At 65.7% G+C, this 17437-nt stretch carries 18 protein-coding genes and 2 tRNA genes; 10 read left to right on the top strand and 10 right to left on the bottom strand.

The window, feature by feature from the left end; genetic code table 11:
• Positions 1 to 5 precede the first annotated feature (5 nt).
• From KZ491_RS01640 to rsmD, 7 genes are all read right to left on the bottom strand, one after another.
• The gene (locus tag KZ491_RS01640; protein ID WP_222564128.1) at positions 6 to 767 is read right to left on the bottom strand and encodes a TMEM43 family protein; all 762 of its coding nucleotides are present in this window, start codon (positions 765 to 767) and stop codon (positions 6 to 8) included.
• Positions 764 to 1654, bottom strand: coding sequence for an MBL fold metallo-hydrolase (locus KZ491_RS01635; RefSeq protein ID WP_222564127.1), 891 nt, complete (start codon positions 1652 to 1654; stop codon positions 764 to 766). Before KZ491_RS01635 ends, KZ491_RS01640 begins: the two co-directional genes overlap by 4 nt.
• 81 nt (positions 1655 to 1735) lie before the next feature.
• Complete coding sequence (ggt, locus tag KZ491_RS01630) at positions 1736 to 3493, bottom strand: gamma-glutamyltransferase (RefSeq protein ID WP_222564126.1); 1758 nt, start codon at positions 3491 to 3493, stop codon at positions 1736 to 1738.
• A gap of 4 nt (positions 3494 to 3497) precedes the next feature.
• Entirely contained in the window at positions 3498 to 3752 is a 255-nt protein-coding gene (locus tag KZ491_RS01625) for a YfhL family 4Fe-4S dicluster ferredoxin (protein ID WP_222564125.1), read from the bottom strand.
• A 68-nt stretch (positions 3753 to 3820) separates the two neighbouring features.
• Positions 3821 to 4324 carry a hypothetical protein gene (locus tag KZ491_RS01620; protein WP_222564124.1) on the bottom strand — a complete coding sequence of 168 codons (504 nt, stop codon included), beginning with the start codon at positions 4322 to 4324 and terminating at the stop codon, positions 3821 to 3823.
• A gap of 52 nt (positions 4325 to 4376) precedes the next feature.
• Positions 4377 to 4880 carry a pantetheine-phosphate adenylyltransferase gene (gene coaD / locus KZ491_RS01615; RefSeq protein WP_222564123.1) on the bottom strand — a complete coding sequence of 168 codons (504 nt, stop codon included), beginning with the start codon at positions 4878 to 4880 and terminating at the stop codon, positions 4377 to 4379.
• Positions 4877 to 5566: a 16S rRNA (guanine(966)-N(2))-methyltransferase RsmD gene (gene rsmD / locus KZ491_RS01610; RefSeq protein WP_425493067.1), complete on the bottom strand. Its 690-nt coding sequence runs from the start codon at positions 5564 to 5566 to the stop codon at positions 4877 to 4879. The genes coaD and rsmD overlap by 4 nt, the downstream gene beginning before the upstream one ends.
• A 67-nt stretch (positions 5567 to 5633) precedes the next feature.
• On the opposite strand from rsmD, the gene ftsY reads away from it, so the two are divergent.
• The 10 genes from ftsY (at position 5634) to dxs (ending at position 16525) form a co-directional block, all read left to right on the top strand.
• Positions 5634 to 7061, top strand: coding sequence for a signal recognition particle-docking protein FtsY (ftsY, locus tag KZ491_RS01605; protein WP_222564122.1), 1428 nt, complete (start codon positions 5634 to 5636; stop codon positions 7059 to 7061).
• A 10-nt stretch (positions 7062 to 7071) separates the two neighbouring features.
• On the top strand, positions 7072 to 8415 hold the full coding sequence (locus KZ491_RS01600; protein WP_222564121.1) for an AsmA family protein: 1344 nt from the start codon (positions 7072 to 7074) through the stop codon (positions 8413 to 8415).
• The gene (mutY, locus tag KZ491_RS01595; protein WP_222564120.1) at positions 8412 to 9467 is read left to right on the top strand and encodes an A/G-specific adenine glycosylase; all 1056 of its coding nucleotides are present in this window, start codon (positions 8412 to 8414) and stop codon (positions 9465 to 9467) included. The genes KZ491_RS01600 and mutY overlap by 4 nt, the downstream gene beginning before the upstream one ends.
• A 20-nt stretch (positions 9468 to 9487) precedes the next feature.
• Positions 9488 to 9763, top strand: a complete 276-nt coding sequence (locus KZ491_RS01590) for an oxidative damage protection protein (protein WP_222564119.1) — start codon at positions 9488 to 9490, stop codon at positions 9761 to 9763.
• 156 nt (positions 9764 to 9919) lie between these two features.
• A tRNA-Phe gene (locus KZ491_RS01585) sits at positions 9920 to 9995 on the top strand.
• Positions 9996 to 10150: 155 nt separating this feature from the next.
• Entirely contained in the window at positions 10151 to 10615 is a 465-nt protein-coding gene (locus KZ491_RS01580; RefSeq protein ID WP_222564689.1) for an LEA type 2 family protein, read from the top strand.
• A 96-nt stretch (positions 10616 to 10711) separates the two neighbouring features.
• Positions 10712 to 12502, top strand: a complete 1791-nt coding sequence (locus KZ491_RS01575) for an acyl-CoA dehydrogenase C-terminal domain-containing protein (protein WP_222564118.1) — start codon at positions 10712 to 10714, stop codon at positions 12500 to 12502.
• A gap of 76 nt (positions 12503 to 12578) precedes the next feature.
• Positions 12579 to 13286 (top strand): HNH endonuclease, encoded by a 708-nt coding sequence (locus KZ491_RS01570; RefSeq protein WP_222564117.1) that lies wholly within the window; start codon positions 12579 to 12581, stop codon positions 13284 to 13286.
• A 204-nt stretch (positions 13287 to 13490) separates the two neighbouring features.
• Positions 13491 to 14519: a hypothetical protein gene (locus KZ491_RS01565; RefSeq protein WP_222564116.1), complete on the top strand. Its 1029-nt coding sequence runs from the start codon at positions 13491 to 13493 to the stop codon at positions 14517 to 14519.
• Positions 14520 to 14605: 86 nt separating this feature from the next.
• On the top strand, positions 14606 to 16525 hold the full coding sequence (gene dxs, locus KZ491_RS01560; protein ID WP_222564115.1) for a 1-deoxy-D-xylulose-5-phosphate synthase: 1920 nt from the start codon (positions 14606 to 14608) through the stop codon (positions 16523 to 16525).
• An 85-nt stretch (positions 16526 to 16610) separates the two neighbouring features.
• Here the strand turns inward: dxs and KZ491_RS01555 are convergent.
• The 3 genes from KZ491_RS01555 to KZ491_RS01545 all read right to left on the bottom strand — a co-directional run bounded on the left by KZ491_RS01555 (position 16611) and on the right by KZ491_RS01545 (position 17437).
• Positions 16611 to 16687: transfer RNA gene (locus KZ491_RS01555), tRNA-Pro, on the bottom strand.
• A gap of 98 nt (positions 16688 to 16785) precedes the next feature.
• Positions 16786 to 17142, bottom strand: a complete 357-nt coding sequence (locus KZ491_RS01550) for a MerR family transcriptional regulator (RefSeq protein WP_043958492.1) — start codon at positions 17140 to 17142, stop codon at positions 16786 to 16788.
• Positions 17135 to 17437 carry an integration host factor subunit alpha gene (locus tag KZ491_RS01545; RefSeq protein WP_222564114.1) on the bottom strand — a complete coding sequence of 101 codons (303 nt, stop codon included), beginning with the start codon at positions 17435 to 17437 and terminating at the stop codon, positions 17135 to 17137. Before KZ491_RS01545 ends, KZ491_RS01550 begins: the two co-directional genes overlap by 8 nt.

Below are 17437 nucleotides of genomic sequence, written 5' to 3'. Positions count from 1 at the left end.
TGGCGTCAGACGCGGCGTCGGCGGCGATATCGACCCACAAGCCATACGCCCAGAAGGAGCAGCACTCCGAGGATCAGCTTGCCTATCAGGCGAACCTCCCCGCGCTTGTGCAATTTCTCTTCGGCTGGCGCCGTGGGGGATGTCGGCGGCGTCGCACTGACCGGGTCTTCTGGCTGTGCGGAAGCAACCAGCTGCCACTTGCCGCCTCGCAGCTGCACCTTTCCGGCCAGCGGCGGCAGATGCAGAGCCCGCCATCGGATGCGGATGTCGCCGTTATTCGGGTCAAGGGGATTGAGGGCACTGCCCAGCCCGTCGCCCTCTGGTTGGAAAGTCGCCGCCAGATTGGCCGGCAGGCGGGTGAAACCGGGTCGGAACTCCTTCCACTGGCCGACGGCCTTGATCACCGACAACTCCACCGGTTTGCCGTCGATGCTGACATCGCGCGCCCACCAGATCCGGTTCTCCAGCGGGAAGCTGCGCGGGTTCGCGTGGCCGTCCTCGAAGGCGGAGGAATCCACCAGCGCCGGCTTCCATACTTGCTGATAGCCGCCGCTGCCGTCGCGCTGCCATTGATACATCTCGACCCGGCGTTCCAGCCCGAACTGACTGGTACGTACGCCAAAGTCCGGATCCTCAATGGGCGCTGCGGATACCGGCTCCCTCAGCGGCGCAACCGGCCGGGTGTCGCTGCGCGGGGCCTCGTCGGCCCACGCACATGCCATCGCGCCTGCAAGCAGCACGGTAGCCAGCAGCCGGCGGAGGCTCATGCAGCCAGCGACCTCGCCTGCAGTTCCGCGACCTCATGCTCGGTGCCGTAACGGCCACGCTCATTTCGGGTCACCTGGGCGAGCGCACAGCCGGGGTCGTGGGTGAAGAACAGATGGACGTTGCGTTCCAGCATGTCCGCCAGGAAACGCTTTTTCTCGTCGATCAGCAGCTCCGCGTTGCGGTCGTATCCCATGGTGATGGGCACATGCACCCACGGCCGGCCGGGGATCAGGTCGGCGCAGAACACCAGCCCACCCCGGTCCTGACCATCGACCCGTTCCGGACCGATGATCTCCGCCAGCATCAGCCCGGGCGTGTGGCCATCGCTGTAGTGGAAGCGCACGCCCTTGCCCAGCGTGGTGGAGAACTCGCCATCGACAAGCTCAAGCCGCCCGGTCGCCTCCAGCAGGCCCGGCAGCTCTGGGATGAAGCTGGCGCGGTCGCGCGCGTGCGGCGCGATGGCCCGCTGCCAGTGCGCGCGCCCGACCACATAGCGGGCGTTGGGGAAAACCAGACGTGGCGGCAGGCCGTCCTCCCACGCGGCGAGCAACCCGCCGGCATGGTCGAAATGCAGGTGCGACAGCACCACCACGTCGATGTCCTCCGGCGCGAAGCCGGCGACATCCAGTGACTCGAGCAGTACATGGCGATCTTCGACCACCCCGTAGCGCTCGCGCAGCCTGGGCTCGAAGAACGCACCGATTCCGGCCTCGAACAGGACCGTCTTGCCGCCAAGCGGGCTGGCGAGCAGCGCGCGGCACGCAAGGTCGATTCGGTTGTGCTCGTCCGCCTCGACCCACTGGCTCCACATCGCGCGCGGCGCGTTGCCGAACATCGCTCCGCCATCGAGCTTCTGGCTGTTGCCCATCAGCGACCAGAGTTTCATCGTCGGCTCCAATGTTGCGCAGCCAAGGCTGCCTCACCGACCATCATCGGCGATCGACACGATGGGCGAAAGCCGCGTGACTCACGGCCGATCCAGTACCACCTCGACCTCGCCGACCGGGTTGCGCGGGTCGGTGCCACCAGAAAGCTCATCGGTCCGCTTGTCCCAGGCGACAGTCTGCAGGTTGCCCCAGGTGCCTTCTCCCGCATTCACCGTGTGCCCCATCTTCTTCAGCGCCTTGACCGTGGCGGCATCCAGCGCGCCGGGTTCGGCCGAGATGACATCGGGCATCCACTGGTGGTGGATCCGCGGCTCCGCGGCCACCGCCTGCGCGGTCATGCCGCTGTCGTAACCCAGGATGCCGATCAACACCTCGGTGATGATCCGGCTGCCGCCGGGCGCACCCAGCACGGCCAGCTTGTCGGACGAATCAATGTACGTCGGAGTCATTGAGCTGAGCATGCGCTTGCCCGCTTCCACCGCGTTGGCATCAAAGCCCATCACGCCGAAGGCGTTGGGCGTGCCGGGCTTGAGCGCGAAGTCGTCCATCTCGTTGTTGAGCAGCACGCCGGTGCCCGGCGCGATCATGCCCGAGCCATACAGCAGGTTGACGGTCTGGGTGGCCGAGACGATGTTGCCGTCGGTATCGATGATCGAGAAATGGGTGGTCTCGTCATCCTCCATCGGCGTGGGCTGACCCGACAGCAGGTCGCTGGGGGTCGCCTTGTCGGGATGGATCGTCGCGCGCAGGCCGGCGGCGTAGGCCGGGTCGGTCAGCATAGCGATGGGCATCTCGACGAAATCGGGATCGCCCATGTAGAGGGTGCGGTCGCGGTAGGCGCGACGCATGGCTTCCACGATCAGATGGGTGCGCTCCGCGGAACCGAGCTTGGACAGGTTCCATGGCTGCAGCATCTGCAGCATTTCCGCCAGCGCGACACCGCCCGATGACGGCGGTGGCGCGGTGACCACTTTCCAGCCACGGTAATCGAACTTGATCGGCTCGCGCTCGCGGATCTGATAGCCGGCCAGTTCGGCGGCGGTCCAGCGCCCGCCCTCCTCGGCTACCGCCGCCAGCAGTTGCTCCGCGACCTGCCCCTGATAGAAGCCGGTGCGACCGTTTTTGGCCAGCAACTCCAGCGTCTGCGCCAGGTCTTCCTGCTTGAGAATGTCACCGGTTTTGGGCGCGTGCCCGTTCGCCAGGAAAACCTCGCGCGTGCCACGGTAGCGCTCCATCACCTTGCTTCGGCTTGCGTAGCCCTTCTCCAGTCGCGGGTAGATCGGGAAGCCTTCCCGGGCAATCCGGATCGCCGGAGCAAGCGAGGTGGCAAGCGGCAGCCGGCCGTATTCATCGGCCAGATGGACCAGCGCAGCGGGAAGTCCGGGAATGCCGGCAGACCAGGGTCCGTTGGTGGCACGGTCGCGGTTCAGCTCGCCCTTCTCGTCCAGATATTCCGCAGGGGTGGCCGACTCGGGCGCCGTTTCCCGCGCATCGACAAAGATGTCGCGGCCGGTTTTCGCGTCATGCAGGAGAAAGAATCCGCCGCCGCCGATTCCCGAGCTGATCGGCTCGACCACCGACAGTGCGGCAGATACTGCAATTGCGGCATCAAACGCGTTGCCGCCCTGATTGATGATTGCCGCGCCGGCTTCAGTGGCCAGGGAATGCGCGCTTGCGATGGCCGCGCCCGGAGGGGTCGCCGCGTTCGATGGAGCGGTGCGCGATGCCGAAGCCGCGCTGGTCGCCGGCTCAGCGGTTGTCGCGCATCCGCCGATGGCAAACGCCAACAACGGCGCCAGAAAGCCCGTCACCACTGCGGTTCGCGTCGCAATTCGCATCACATCACTCCTGTTTTTGCTGCAACCGGGCGAGCTTGGCCAGCAGCTGGCCGGTCGTTTCGGGAAAGTCGGGATCCGGATCAATGCATTCGACCGGACAGACCACCACGCACTGCGGTTCATCGAAATGGCCAACGCACTGCGTGCAGCGTGCCGGGTCGATCACGTAGATCTCTTCACCCTGCGAGATCGCCTGGTTCGGGCAAGCCGGCTCACAGACATCGCAGTTGACGCAAAGGTCATTGATCTTGAGGGACATGGGCAACCGCTATGCGCGGGTGGGACAAGCCCCACCACGCGCGGATACTGGCAATGAAACCAAGCGGACTACTTGGCTTCGACAAACACGTAATCGACACCGGCAGGCGACACCGCCTGCTCGACACGCTCGCTGTCGGCGGGCGCGCCGATGAAGAGCAAACGCACGCCCTTCATCGAACCCGGGCCTACCTTCTCGAACGCGCCAACGATGATGTCCGCCATCATCGCCGACTCGGGCGAGCCGAATGCCACCAGGTTGCCTTCCACGATGCCGCGCTGCATCGCGTTCTGGATTTCCTCACGAAGACGCTCATGGGCGCCTTCGAATCCTTCGCTGTCGCTGCTGGGGAGGTAGTACAGGTACGGACTGGAGGTCACGTCACCCATGTTGCGGGTGACCACTGCGGACAAGTAGGTGCCCCACTCGTTGTCATCGTTGGTGGTCGGAGCCGAAAGGGGCGCAAGTGCGACCGCGGCATCTTCGGTGGTCTCGGTCGGAGCCTTGTCGCACGCGGCCATCAACGGCAGCGACAAAAGGGCGACAAGCATCAGGCGGGTGGTGGTGTTCATGGCGATCCCCATTCTTGTTGGTTGGAATATGACGTCGGCGAGGCGCCGGCGATCAGGCGGTGCTGCGTTGCCATTCGCGCTGAAGCGCCTCGGCAACCGCGGGCGGAACAAAACCAGAGACATCGCCCCCCAGGCGGGCTATCTCGCGGACCAGCGATGAAGAGATGAAGCTGTACTGCTCGGCGGGAGTCAGGAAAAGCGTCTCCACGTCGGGGATCAGGTGACGGTTCATGCTCGCCATCTGGAACTCGTACTCGAAGTCCGACACCGCGCGCAGTCCCCGCAGTACGACGCCCGCGCCGATGCCGGAAACGAAATGCGCGAGCAGTGAATCAAATCCGCAGATCTCGACGTTGGGATGATGGCCCAGCGCTTCGCGGGCCAGTTCCACCCGCGTCGCCAGCGGCAGGGCGGGACTTTTGGACGGGCTTTCCGCCACACCCACGACGAGCCGGTCAAACAGCGGCGCTGCGCGATCAACCAGGTCGATATGGCCGTTGGTGATCGGATCGAAGGTGCCGGGATAGACGGCGGTGCGATGTCGGGCCGGACTCATTGGGCAAAACGCTCCAGATCAAGGACGTCCGGCTGGGCCGGACCATTGGGGAGTGTATCAACGCCGGCGGGGGTGCCGTCGCCTGCCGTCAGTACCGGTCGATGCCGATAAAGGGCATGCCGGACCTCCCGGGTCCTGCCTTCCCGGTGCAGGCTCCAGTCTCCGGGCAGTATCACCGGCTCGTCGATGGGGCCTTCCACGTGCAGCCATGAACCCGCCCTCATCAACGGCAGGAGCCCGGCCAGCGCAGGCGCCAACAATCCTTGGCCAAAGGGAGGGTCGACGAAAGCGATGTCGAAGCTGGAGCGCGGCTGGGTCGGCAGCCAATGCATGGCATCGGCCTGCACCACCTTGGCCGCCTGGCCGCCCTGCAGCCGCTGCGTGGTGGCCAACAGGCTCGCCGCCAAAATGGGGTCGCGCTCGACGAGTACTGCCGACGCGGCGCCCCGCGATAGCGCCTCCAGGCCCAGCGCACCGCTGCCGGCGAACAGATCCAGCACGCTGGCGCCATTGATCACCGGGGCCAGCCAGTTGAACAGCGTCTCGCGGATCCGGTCCGGAGTCGGGCGCAGACCCGCCGAGTCAACGACCGGAAGCTTTCTGCCGCGCCAGCGCCCCCCAATCACACGGACCTGGCCAGGGCCATTGGCGACGGAGCGGGGAGACTTTCGGGCGGGCATCTTCATGGGGTCGGAAAATCAGGCCGGTGCTAGCATGGGCGCCATTCTCGCGCATTCGTGAAACCTCCTGTCGATGGCCAGTTTCTTTCGCCGGAAAAAGCCCGGTTCCGCACCCTCCAAGCGCCGCTACAGCACCGAGGAGCTCGCCGCCGCGTTCCCCGGAGCGCAGCGGGAAAAAAGCGATGCCGACAGCACGCAAAGCGATGTTCCGCCATCCCCATCCGAGGTGGAGGCGCGCGAACACCCGTCTACGCCGACGCAGCGGGCGCCGGCCAAGCTTTCCGACGCCCGCGAGGGCGAGCAGCCCACGTCCGCGAAGATTCCAGAGTCTCGTTCTTCGGCGCCCGCCTCGGCACCTGTCGTTCCGGCCCCCCAACCAGTCGAGTCTGCCCCAGCGGCCCCGGCGCCTGTCGTAGCCCGCGCGCCGATCGCATCTCCCCTGCAGCAGCCGGTCCCGCCGCAACCGCAGCGCACGCCCGCGCCTCCCGTACCCCGCCCAATTGAGACCGCCCTTGCGCCCGTCACGGATACGCCAAGCCATGAGCCCGCTGATCTGGCACGTGCCGGGACGCCGGCCGCTCCGACGAAGGGCGGCTGGCGCGAGCGGCTGCGCGGCACGGCTTTCGCACGCACCTTCGGCGGGTTGTTCCAGGGCAATCCCCGCCTCGACGATGACCTGCTGGACGAGATCGAAACGGCATTGATCATCGCCGACGTCGGAGTAACGGCAACCACCGATCTGGTGGAGGACCTGCGCAAGCGGATGAAAGCACGAGAGTTCGCCGACTCTGCGGCCCTGCTCAAGGCCTTGCGCCAGGACCTGATCGACCTGCTCGCACCCGTTGCCGTACCGCTGGAAATCGACTCTGGCGCCAAGCCCTTTGTTGTCCTGACCGTGGGTGTCAACGGAGTCGGCAAGACCACGACCATCGGCAAGCTGGCACGCCGCTTCAAGGGCGACGGGCATTCCCTGATGCTTGCCGCAGGCGACACCTTCCGGGCGGCGGCCGTTGCCCAGTTGCAGACCTGGGGCGAGCGCAACGGCGTACCCGTAATCGCCCAGGGCCAGAATGCGGATGCCGCGTCGGTGGCGTTCGATGCGCTGCAGGCGGCCAAGGCGCGCGGCACCCAGGTACTGATCGCCGACACCGCCGGCAGGCTGCACACCCAGCAGGGCCTCATGGCCGAGCTGGGAAAGATCAAGCGCGTCATGCAGAAGCTCGACCCCGCCGCACCGCACGAGGTGTTGATGGTGATCGACGGCACGACCGGCCAGAACGCGCTCTCGCAACTGCGCCAGTTCCACGCCGCGGTGCAGGTGACCGGGCTCGTGGTGACCAAGCTCGATGGCACCGCCAAGGGAGGCGTCGTGTTCGCCCTGGCCCGCGAGTTCGGCATTCCGATCCGTTATGCCGGCATCGGCGAGAAGCTCGAGGACCTGAGGGTCTTCGATGCCGAGGCATTCGTGGACGCGCTGCTGCCGGACACACTCGGCGGCTGACGCGTAAGCCATGCCCGCGGAAACCACCCCCGCGCCCCGCTCCCGTTGGCGTCGCGGCGGTCGAGTCGCCGCGATCATCGCCGTTGTCGTGCTCCTGGGCCTGGTCGTCTCGATTGGGTGGATTTCCCGTCCCGCCCGCCTGAGCGCCTTGATACTGGATCGGGTCGGAACCTCGCTGGGACTGCAGATAACCGCCACCGGCGCGAGTGAGTACCGCCTGCGCGGAACCCCGATGCTTACCGTTCGCGGACTTGATGTTCGCCAGCCCGGCAGCGCCAGTGCCTTGTTGACGGCCGAGCGTGCGTATCTGGCGCTGCCTTGGGCAACCCTGTGGGCAGGCGGCGAGGACCTCACGATCCGCCGCGTCGAGCTCGATGGACCGCAGCTCGATCTGAGGGCGTTGCAGGACTGGCTGGCAACGCGTCCCGAGGGCGGGCCGCTGAGAATTCCCACGCTGACAGAGGGTTTGGGAATCACCCGTGGCCGGGTGGCGGGAGAAGGCTGGTCCGTTGACCGTTTGGGTGTTTCCACCGATCACGTGTCCGCCACGCAGCCCTTGATTGCACGCTTGGCCGGACGCTTGCTCGTGTCCACCACGACCGCCGCGTTCGATGTGCAGCTGGCACTGACCCGGCCGGTGATTGGCGCCGGTGCCGCCATTGCGGGAATCACCACTGTGCACAGCGGTGAGTCGCGCATTCCGCTTGCGCTGAACCTCTCGGGAGCCCTGCGCGACGACGCGGAAGGAATCGGCTTGGACGCAACGCGACTGGGCGCCCACGCTCGTTGGTTCAGTGCACCATCCGCCGCCGCGCCTACGGTGGCATTAGCTCTGGGGATGGCCGGCCGGCTGCGCTATCGCGACGGCGGCCTGATCGTGGCGCCGCTTGCGGCAGCCATTCGCGGTCGGGACAACATTCCCGAGCAAGTGGACGCAACCGGCTCCATCGTATTCGGCGACGCCCTTGTGCTGCACCTATCTGGCGAGGTGACAGAGTGGCCGGTGCAATGGCCGGAACTGCCGGCACCCCTGGGCGCATCAAACTCCCCATTCCCCTTCACGGTGGACTATGCGGGCCCAAGCGACTTGTCCGACCCGGTACATCTGCAGCTGAGCCGTGATGAAACCCGCTTTGACGGCCGATTCCAGCTGCCCGAGCTGATTGACTGGGTGACGCAGCTTGCCGATGGCACGCCGCTCCCGCCGCTCACCGGCTCCCTGACCACGCCGCGGATGGAAGTCGCCGGCGCGACCCTCACCGGCGTGCAGCTGGAAATGGATGACGGCGACAGCGAGCGCGACGAAGGGCTGGGAGAACCAGAACCTCATCACGGCTCCGGACCGAGCCGATGAGAGCCAGCGCCATTGCAGACACCTTCGCTGGCCGCCTGCTGGACTGGTTCGACAGCCACGGCCGCCATGACCTGCCATGGCAGCATCCGCGCTCGCCGTACCGGGTCTGGCTGTCGGAGGTGATGCTGCAGCAGACCCAGGTAAAGACCGCCGCTCCCTACTTCGAGCGCTTTGTCGCCGCTCTGCCCAGCCTGCCGGCACTCGCCGCCGCGCCGTTGGACGATGTACTCGCGCTGTGGTCGGGACTTGGTTACTACAGCCGCGCACGCAACCTGCACCGGGCCGCGCAGCAATGCATGTCTGCGCACTCCGGCGAGCTGCCCCGCGACCTGGACGCCCTGCTCGCACTGCCGGGCATCGGCCGCAGCACCGCCGCGGCCATCCTCGCCCAAGCCTGGGGCGACCGCCACGCCATTCTCGATGGCAACGTGAAACGGGTCCTTGCACGTTTCCACGGCATCGAGGGCTGGCCCAGGTCGCCCACGATCGAACGCCAATTGTGGGCCGTTGCGGAACAGCACCTGCCCAACGATCGCCTCGCCGACTACACCCAGGCACAAATGGATCTGGGCGCCACAATCTGCACCCGCGCCCGCCCCCTCTGCGCCAAGTGCCCAATGGCCGGAGATTGCGTCGCCTACGTGCATGACCGTACCGCCGAGCTCCCCACACGCAAACCCGCGAAGGCCGTTCCGCGCCGTGAAGCCCGGATCATGTGGCTGGAAGACGACGACGGCCGGGTTCTGCTGCAAAAGCGGCCTCCGGTTGGCATCTGGGCCTCGTTGTGGACCCTGCCTCAAGCGGAAGACGAGATCGGAATGGAGGCGTTCATCCGCGATCACGTCGACGGCGCCAGCGGGGATGGGGAGTCGTTGCCACCCATCGCGCATGCTTTCAGCCACTACAAACTCGACCTGCTTCCGCGGCGCTGGCGCGGAGTCGCCCTGCGCACCGCGGTGCAGGACAATGACCAACTGCGCTGGATCGCACCGGCAAGTCTGTCCACGCTGGGAATACCCGCGCCCATCCGTCGCCTGCTGGAGAGCGGCTGACCACCCCGAAGAGGAATCCGATGACCCGTACCGTCTACTGTGAATTCGAGAAGCGCGACGCCGAAGGTCTCGACTTCGCACCTTGGCCCGGCGAAGCCGGCCAGCGCGTATTCGATCACATCGGCAAACCCGCATGGGCGAAATGGCTGGCCCACCAGACCATGCTCATCAACGAAAACAGGCTGTCCCCCATGGACCCGGCGCACCGTAAATTCCTGCAGGAGCAGATGCTCGCGTTCCTGTTTGAGGGCAACGTGACCCGGGTGGCCGGCTACGTCCCACCCGCGCAGGACTGAGTCTGGCCCGCTTCCCTGCGGGCATGTGGAGTGCCAATGATCCCGCCATTGGCCTTCATCGGTCGCGAAGCGATCGGCCTCCACAGTCGTCTCGCGGCTTGCAGGCGCGCGGCTGCCCCGTTATAGTTCCGCTCCTTCACGGCCTGCCCGTGACTTGGCCGGGTAGCTCAGTTGGTAGAGCAGGGGATTGAAAATCCCCGTGTCGGGGGTTCGATTCCCTCCCCGGCCACCATTTTGGTGGCACCGCAAGACCCAAGCCCTGCAACGGCCACAGCCGATGCGGGGCTTTTCGTTTCCTGGGTCGGGCCTTTGCGGCAACCGCACCATGCGCCGTAGTATGCTCGGAGCAATCAAGACGGAGCGTTCGACATGCGGGCAACACGCGGGATGCGGTGGGCGGTTTGGCTGGTTTGCGTCGCTACTCTGGTCGCGTGCGCCAGTGGGCCCGTACGCCGGGTTTCAGAGCCCTCGGCCAGAATCCAGCAGCTCACCGTGCTCGCCGACGGCAGCTGGACGGCTGACCTGCGGATCGAGAACTTCAGCAGCATCCCGATGCGTTTTGACAGCCTCCAGTTCGCGATGAAGATCGCCGATCAGGATGCGGGTACGTTGAGCGCGCAGCCTGCACTGACCATTGGACCGGAGTCTGCGGACGTCGTCAGCGTTGCGGTGTCGCCCTCGGTCGCCGGCAAGCTGGCGGTCGCCGATGGACTGGCGGGCCGGCAGAGCGTGCAGTACTCGCTGGACGGCACAGTGACCGCGACACCCGATGAACAACGCCAGCGCGAGTTCAAGATCAAGCGCTCCAGTGCCCTCAGTCCTGCCCCGGGCCTGCCCGGCGTCCTGCGTTGAATTGAATCTCTGATATCGCGGCGTCCCGCTGCGCCGCCGGTACTCCCGGCACCAGCGCCACGCCGCCCCACCTTCCTTGAGTAGAGCGAGGCCGGCATGAGCCAGTACAAAGCACCCCTGCGAGATATGCGTTTCGTCCTGTTCGACCTGTTGGGCGCAGAAGCGGAATTCCAGCGCCTCGGGTTTGAAGACGCCAGCCGCGAACTGGTCGACGCGGTACTGGATGAGAGCGCCCGTTTTTCCGAGGAAGTGCTGGCGCCTTTGAACGAAGTCGGCGACCGCGAAGGCTGCACTTTTGACCAGGCAACCGGCAACGTGACGACCCCGGCCGGATTCAAGGAAGCGTATACGCAGTACGTCGAAGGCGGCTGGACCGGCCTGGTCGCATCCAGCGAGTTCGGCGGCCAGGGCCTGCCACAGGCGGTGGGCTTCGCGCAGAAGGAAATGATCGACGCCGCCAACCTGGCCTGGGGCAACTTCCCCCTACTTTCCCACGGCGCAACCGAAGCCCTGCTGCATCACGGCGAGGACTGGCAGCGCGAGGTGTTTCTCAAGCCATTGGTCGAGGGTCGATGGACCGGCACCATGTGCCTGACCGAGCCGCATTGCGGCACCGACCTGGGGCTGTTGAAGACCCGCGCGGAACCCAACGAGGACGGCAGCTACGCAATCACCGGGACCAAGATCTTCATCACCGCCGGCGAGCACGACCTGACCGAGAACATCATCCACCTGGTCCTGGCGCGACTGCCCGATTCCCCGGCCGGCAGCAAGGGAATCTCGCTGTTTGTCGTACCCAAGCGGCGCGTGGGGCGCGACGGCAGCATGGGCGATCCCAACCATGTCCGCTGCGGCAGCATCGAACACAAGATGGGGATCCATGGCTCGGCGACCTGCGTGATCAACTTTGACGGTGCGCAGGGTTACCTGGTCGGACAGCCCAACAAGGGCATGAGCGGCATGTTCACCATGATGAACGCTGCGCGTCTCGCTGTGGGCCTGCAGGGTCTTGGACTCTCGGACCGCGCATACCAGAACGCTCTGGCCTATGCGCGCGAGCGACTGCAGATGCGTTCGCTCTCCGGCCCCAAGTTCCCCGACAAGCCGGCCGACCCGATCATCGTCCACCCCGACGTGCGCCGCATGCTGCTCACCTGCAAGGCCCTGATTGAGGGTGGCCGCGCGATGAGTTACCACGCCGGACTGCAGATCGACGTGGCCCACAACTCGCCCGACGATGCGCAGCGCAAGCGGGCCGATGACCTGGTCGGCTTCATCACGCCGATCGTCAAGGCCTGCCTCACTGAGTGGGGCATCGAGTGCACCTACCACGCGGTGCAGTGCTATGGCGGCCACGGCTACATTGCCGAGAACGGCGTGGAGCAGCTGGCCCGCGATGCCCGTATCACGACGCTGTACGAGGGCACGACCGGCATCCAGGCGGTCGACCTGCTCGGCCGCAAGATCCTGCAGCTGCAGGGGGCCGGTTTCAAGGTGATGCTGGGCATGGTCCAACAGCTTTGCAGCGAGCATGCCGACAACGCCAACGTCGCCGAATTCATTGCGCCGCTGCAGAAACTCGCCAGCCAATGGCAGCAGCTCACCATGGATGTGGTGGACAAAGCCAGCCGCGATCCGGAGGAAATCGGAGCGGCCGCCTACGACTACCTCATGTATTCGGGTTACGTCGCACTCGCCTACTGGTGGGCGCGCAGCGTCGCCAGCAGTGAAGCGGGCAGCGAGTCGGAAGCATTCAAGACAGGCAAGCGTGAAACGGCGAAGTTCTACTTCGCCCGAATCCTGCCGCGGACGCTCACCCATGCAGCGGCAATCCGCAGCGGCAGCGCGTCGTTGATGACTCTCGAGGCTGACCAGTTCGACGCCTGAGGCCGGAATTCCGGGGCCGGACCCGGGAAATTGCTGCAGACAAATCGTGTCGGATCGGGTATATGCTCGATTTCTCATGGAGACCGACACAGTGATGCCACGCGTGGCCGGGCCCGGAACTCCCGCCACGTCCGAGCGCCGGTGGGACCCGGATGGCTTGGCGATTGCACCGCGCCACGCGCTGGAACAGCTCAACTCCGTGCGCCTCCTCTCCCTGGACGCGCACGGGAGAGTGCTTGACTGGATGAACTGGCAGCACGCGGCCTGCCTATATGCGCGCGATGCAGTGGCCTGGACCCTAGGAGACCCCTGCCTGACGGTGCACGGCGGCCTCAATCGGCGCAGCGGCGAGGCGAGCATCCTGCGCCTGCATCCAATCGTGGCTGCGCGCGGACATGCCAGTGCACGCGCGGCCAACCCGACCCCGACCCTGACCAACGCCGCACTGTTTGCCCGCGATGCCCACCTTTGCCTCTATTGCGGCGGGCAATTCAACCGCCCGCAACTGACCCGCGACCATGTGAAACCGGTCTCCCGCGGCGGTCGCGATGTGTGGGAGAACGTTGTGGCTGCCTGCTTCCACTGCAACTCGCGCAAGGGCAGCCGCACGCCACAACAGGCCAACATGCCATTGCTGGCAGTCCCCTACCGGCCCAGTTGGGTCGAGCACCTGATCCTGTCCAACCGAAACATCCTTGCTGACCAGATGGCGTTCCTGAAGAGCCAGCTGCCGAAAAAGCACGCCCGCGACGGCCTGGTCACGCACCGCTCCGCACTTGCTTGAACGCGTGGTCGTTGCTGTGTGGTCCACAGTGCGCACGCCCCTTCATTGACGCCCGTAGCACGCTCCGCGACACTGGGCGATTGTTAAGACATGGACTCGACAATGGCCCTCACACTCGGCCTGACCGGCATGGACCCGGCCACTGAAGCGTCCCTCAAGGTCGCTTTTTCCATCGCAAACGCCCAGTTGGCTGGAGCCTGGAAGTTGCTGGCCGACGACACCGCTGACCATGTGATCGTCGATATGGACAGCATGTATGGGCCAATGAGCTGGCTGCGCCTGCACGCAGCTGGCAAGACGGTCATCGGGCTGACTTCGGCTCCCCGCACGCAGGCCGACATCCGTCTCGCGCAACCCTTTGATAGCGCGTCGGTGCAGCGACTTCTGGTGGAACTGGCGCCCGAAGCCGCCCCGCCCAGCTCGATCACGCAGCCCACGGACGCAGTGCCCAGCGGCCTCAGCGCTGCGCCGGAGCCGCAAGACCAGCTGCCGGAAGAACGCCCCGCTCGCGTCGACGAAGAAGTCGCCCCGCCGGCCGGCCTGAACGCGGTCCCGGTAACGATCGAGGAGGGTCTGGACCCGGACGAACCTGCCAGCGCTGCATCCAGCGCGATCATGCCCGCGGCGACCAACCTGGCCGCGCATCTACGGCCAGAAACCACGACGGCGGCGAAATCCGAGCCGAGAACCCTGACGGAATGGCTGGCCTCGGGCCGCATCACCGGGCGGACCGGCTTCGAGCGCGACGGGCTCACCCTCTTTCTGGATGTCGACCGGCGCGAGTACTTCGGGCCACCGACCTTGAAGCCGCTGAGCGCGCACGTCACCTCGGACGCGGTGGCCGCGGATTTCGCCGATGTTGCCGACTGGGCGAAGAAGGTGGCCGGACTCGGCGCAGCGCAACCGATGTCGCGCCTGCTGTGGTTCGGTGGCCTCATGTCCGGGGGGGGAAAGCTCCTGCCAGGCTTTGACCCCCAGGCACGCTTCCTGATGCTGAAGTGGCCGCAGACCGAGCGCGAATTCCCCCGCCACTTCCGTATCGCCACGGTGATGATGAAGGGCGCGGCGACGTTGGAGGAGATCGCCGAGGCCAGCGGCGTCGCGATCGAGGACGTCACCGATTTTGTCAACGCCAACCTGGCGACGGGCTTCGCCGAGGTTGAGCGGCCTCCCGAACCCGAGCCCGAGCCGCGTAAGCCGAGCGGGCTGTTTGGACGCTTCCGCGGCCGCTGAACTCTCCCCGCAGCGCCGCCCCGGTTCGCCTTGCCCCGCCGCGACCCGAGCGGGACAATGGCTTACCACCGTCCGACACCGTATTGATGATCGATCCGCAACGCTATCCCCGTCTCTCGCGCATCCAGGTGCCAGCCGACCTGCGTCAGTTCCCGGTGGAGGATCTGCCAGCCATCGCCGATGAGCTGCGGGCGTACCTGATCGAGCAGGTTGCGCAGTCGGGCGGGCACTTTGGCGCAGGCCTGGGCGTGATCGAGCTGACCGTGGCGCTGCACTGGCTCTACGACACTCCCACCGACCGGCTGGTGTGGGATGTCGGCCACCAGACCTATCCGCACAAGATCCTTACCGGCCGGCGCGATGTGATCCAGACGGTGAAGCAGAGGGACGGCGTATCGCCTTTCCCCAAGCGCGACGAATCGGAGTTCGATACCTTCGGCGTCGGCCACAGCTCGACGAGTATCTCTGCCGCACTGGGCATGGCCATCGCGCTCCAGCGCGCCGGCGACGAGCGCAAGGTGGTTGCGGTCATCGGCGACGGCGCAATCACTGGCGGCATGGCTTTTGAGGCGCTGGCCCACGGCGGCGGCATGGGCGATGACCCGGACGGCATCGAACCGAACCTGCTGGTCATCCTCAACGACAACCAGATGTCGATCTCCGAGAATGTCGGCGGCGTGACACGGATGCTCGGGCGATTGACCGGCAGCCGGACCCTCAATGCGCTCCGCGAAGGCGGCAAGAAGCTGCTGGGCGACAAGAACCGGCCGGCGGCGAAGTTCGTCAAGCGCTGGGAGGAGCAGTGGAAGGGCATGTTCGTCCCCTCGACGATGTTCGAGGAGCTCGGTTTCCACTACACCGGTCCGATTGATGGCCACGACCTGGAAGCGCTGGTGGGCACCATGAAGACCCTGCAGGGGATGAAGGGCCCGCAGCTGCTCCACATCATCACCACCAAGGGCAAAGGTTACGAGCGCGCCGAAGGCGACCAGATCGGCTATCACGCGGTCGGTCCGTTCAATCCCGAGCTCGGCATGGTCAGCAAGGCGGGCGCGAAGAAGGTGACCTACACCGACGTCTTCGGCGACTGGATCTGCGACATGGCGGCCGCCGACGACAAACTGATGGGGATTACTCCGGCGATGCGCGAAGGCTCCGGCCTGGTGCGTTTCAGTAAGGAGTATCCGCGGCGCTATTTCGATGTCGCCATCGCCGAACAGCACGCCGTCACCCTGGCAGCCGGAATGGCCTGCGAGGGCGCCAAGCCCGTGGTAGCGATCTACTCCACCTTCCTCCAGCGCGGCTACGACCAGCTGATCCATGACGTGGCGCTGCAGGAGCTGGACGTGCTGTTTGCGATCGACCGGGGCGGTGTGGTTGGCCCGGACGGTGCAACGCACGCGGGCAATCTGGACCTGAGCTATCTGCGCTGCGTCCCCAATATGGTGGTCATGGCGCCGGCGGACGAGAACGAGTGCCGCCAGATGCTGTCCACCGGCTTCCGCTTCAATGGCCCCGCCGCCGTGCGCTATCCGCGTGGCAGTGGTCCGGGTGTTGCCGTGCAGTCGACCCTTGATGTGCTGCAGATCGGCAAGGCCCAGCTGCGCCGGCGCGGCTCGCGCATCGCCCTGCTCGCCTTCGGCTCCCTGTTGCCCGCAGCGGAACAGGTCGGCGAGGCGTTGGGGCTCACCGTGGTCAACATGCGCTTCGTCAAACCGCTCGATCGAGTACTGATCCTTCAGCTTGCCGCCGATCACGAAGGGTTCGTAACCCTGGAAGACAACGTTGTTGCCGGCGGTGCCGGCAGCGGCGTTGCCGAGCTGCTGGCGGCAGAAGGCCTGAATGTATCCATGTTGCACCTCGGGCTGCCTGATGCCTTCCAGGCGCACGGTAGCCGCGAGGAACTGTTGGCCGAGGCAGGTTTGGATACCGAAGGCATCCGCCGCGCGATCATCCAGCGCTGGCACGACCTAGACAGTGCCCCACCGCGTAGCGCGGCGATCTGAGCAGGCAGCAGCGGGTGCACGTAACCGCATCACGCAAAAAAAATGCCTGCGGATTCTTGCGCAGGCATTTCAGTGAATCGTGATTTGGTCGGGGCGGCCGGATTTGAACCGACGACCACTTGTCCCCCAGACAAGTGCGCTACCAGGCTGCGCTACGCCCCGAAGATGTTGCTGTCCGCCGCTGTTCCGGCGACGCAAGAGTATAGCTGAAAATCAGTAAATCGCGAGCCCTTCAGGGCGCGCTGCGATGCACTGCATTGTCACCGGCGCAGCATCTGCAGCACTTCCTCCAGCTCCATCCGGACCTGTCGGATGATCTGCGTGCTCAGCGCTGACTCGTCCTTGGCCTCTTCGCCTTCAAGACGCAGGCGCGCGCCACCGATCGTGTAGCCCTGCTCGTACAGCAGGCCGCGGATCTGGCGGATCATCAGTACTTCGTGGCGCTGGTAATAGCGCCGGTTGCCCCGCCGCTTGACCGGCTTCAGCGAAGGAAACTCGGTTTCCCAATAACGCAGCACGTGCGGCTTGACGTCGCACAGCTCGCTAACCTCGCCAATGGTGAAGTAGCGCTTGGCCGGGATCGGCGGAAGTTCGCGGTTGCTGCCCGGATCAAGCATTGTCGGTACCGCCGTAGGACTCGACGCGTTCCTTCAATTTCTGCCCCGGACGGAACGTAACCACGGTTCGGGCGGAAATCGGAATCTCCTCACCGGTCTTGGGATTACGTCCAGGCCGTTCCTTCTTGCGCCGCAGATCGAAGTTGCCGAAACCGGACAGCTTGACCTGGCGTCCGCTCTGCAGCGCCTGGCGGAGGGAGTCAAAGAAAGCGTCGACGAATTCCTTGGCCTCACGCTTGTTGAGGCCGACCTCGTCAAACAGCCGCTCGGCCATTTCAGCCTTGGTCAACGCCAT

It is taken from the genome of Novilysobacter antarcticus (genome assembly GCF_019802285.1).
Taxonomy (GTDB): Bacteria; Pseudomonadota; Gammaproteobacteria; order Xanthomonadales; family Xanthomonadaceae; genus Novilysobacter; species Novilysobacter antarcticus.
This window is presented reverse-complemented; position numbering and strand designations above follow the sequence as displayed.

Excerpts from the sequence above, each read along its gene's own strand:
- KZ491_RS01620 (WP_222564124.1), bottom strand. The coding sequence starts at position 4,324 with ATGAACACCACCACCCGCCTGATGCTTGTCGCCCTTTTGTCGCTGCCG.
- KZ491_RS01635 (WP_222564127.1), bottom strand. The coding sequence starts at position 1,654 with ATGAAACTCTGGTCGCTGATGGGCAACAGCCAGAAGCTCGATGGCGGA.
- dxs (WP_222564115.1), top strand. The coding sequence starts at position 14,606 with ATGATCGATCCGCAACGCTATCCCCGTCTCTCGCGCATCCAGGTGCCA.
- mutY (WP_222564120.1), top strand. The coding sequence starts at position 8,412 with ATGAGAGCCAGCGCCATTGCAGACACCTTCGCTGGCCGCCTGCTGGAC.
- KZ491_RS01570 (WP_222564117.1), top strand. The coding sequence starts at position 12,579 with ATGGAGACCGACACAGTGATGCCACGCGTGGCCGGGCCCGGAACTCCC.
- KZ491_RS01625 (WP_222564125.1), bottom strand. The coding sequence starts at position 3,752 with ATGTCCCTCAAGATCAATGACCTTTGCGTCAACTGCGATGTCTGTGAG.
- KZ491_RS01575 (WP_222564118.1), top strand. The coding sequence starts at position 10,712 with ATGAGCCAGTACAAAGCACCCCTGCGAGATATGCGTTTCGTCCTGTTC.
- KZ491_RS01580 (WP_222564689.1), top strand. The coding sequence starts at position 10,151 with ATGCGGTGGGCGGTTTGGCTGGTTTGCGTCGCTACTCTGGTCGCGTGC.
- KZ491_RS01590 (WP_222564119.1), top strand. The coding sequence starts at position 9,488 with ATGACCCGTACCGTCTACTGTGAATTCGAGAAGCGCGACGCCGAAGGT.
- ftsY (WP_222564122.1), top strand. The coding sequence starts at position 5,634 with ATGGCCAGTTTCTTTCGCCGGAAAAAGCCCGGTTCCGCACCCTCCAAG.
- KZ491_RS01640 (WP_222564128.1), bottom strand. The coding sequence starts at position 767 with ATGAGCCTCCGCCGGCTGCTGGCTACCGTGCTGCTTGCAGGCGCGATG.
- KZ491_RS01600 (WP_222564121.1), top strand. The coding sequence starts at position 7,072 with ATGCCCGCGGAAACCACCCCCGCGCCCCGCTCCCGTTGGCGTCGCGGC.
- KZ491_RS01545 (WP_222564114.1), bottom strand. The coding sequence starts at position 17,437 with ATGGCGTTGACCAAGGCTGAAATGGCCGAGCGGCTGTTTGACGAGGTC.
- coaD (WP_222564123.1), bottom strand. The coding sequence starts at position 4,880 with ATGAGTCCGGCCCGACATCGCACCGCCGTCTATCCCGGCACCTTCGAT.
- ggt (WP_222564126.1), bottom strand. The coding sequence starts at position 3,493 with ATGCGAATTGCGACGCGAACCGCAGTGGTGACGGGCTTTCTGGCGCCG.
- rsmD (WP_425493067.1), bottom strand. The coding sequence starts at position 5,566 with ATGAAGATGCCCGCCCGAAAGTCTCCCCGCTCCGTCGCCAATGGCCCT.
- KZ491_RS01550 (WP_043958492.1), bottom strand. The coding sequence starts at position 17,142 with ATGCTTGATCCGGGCAGCAACCGCGAACTTCCGCCGATCCCGGCCAAG.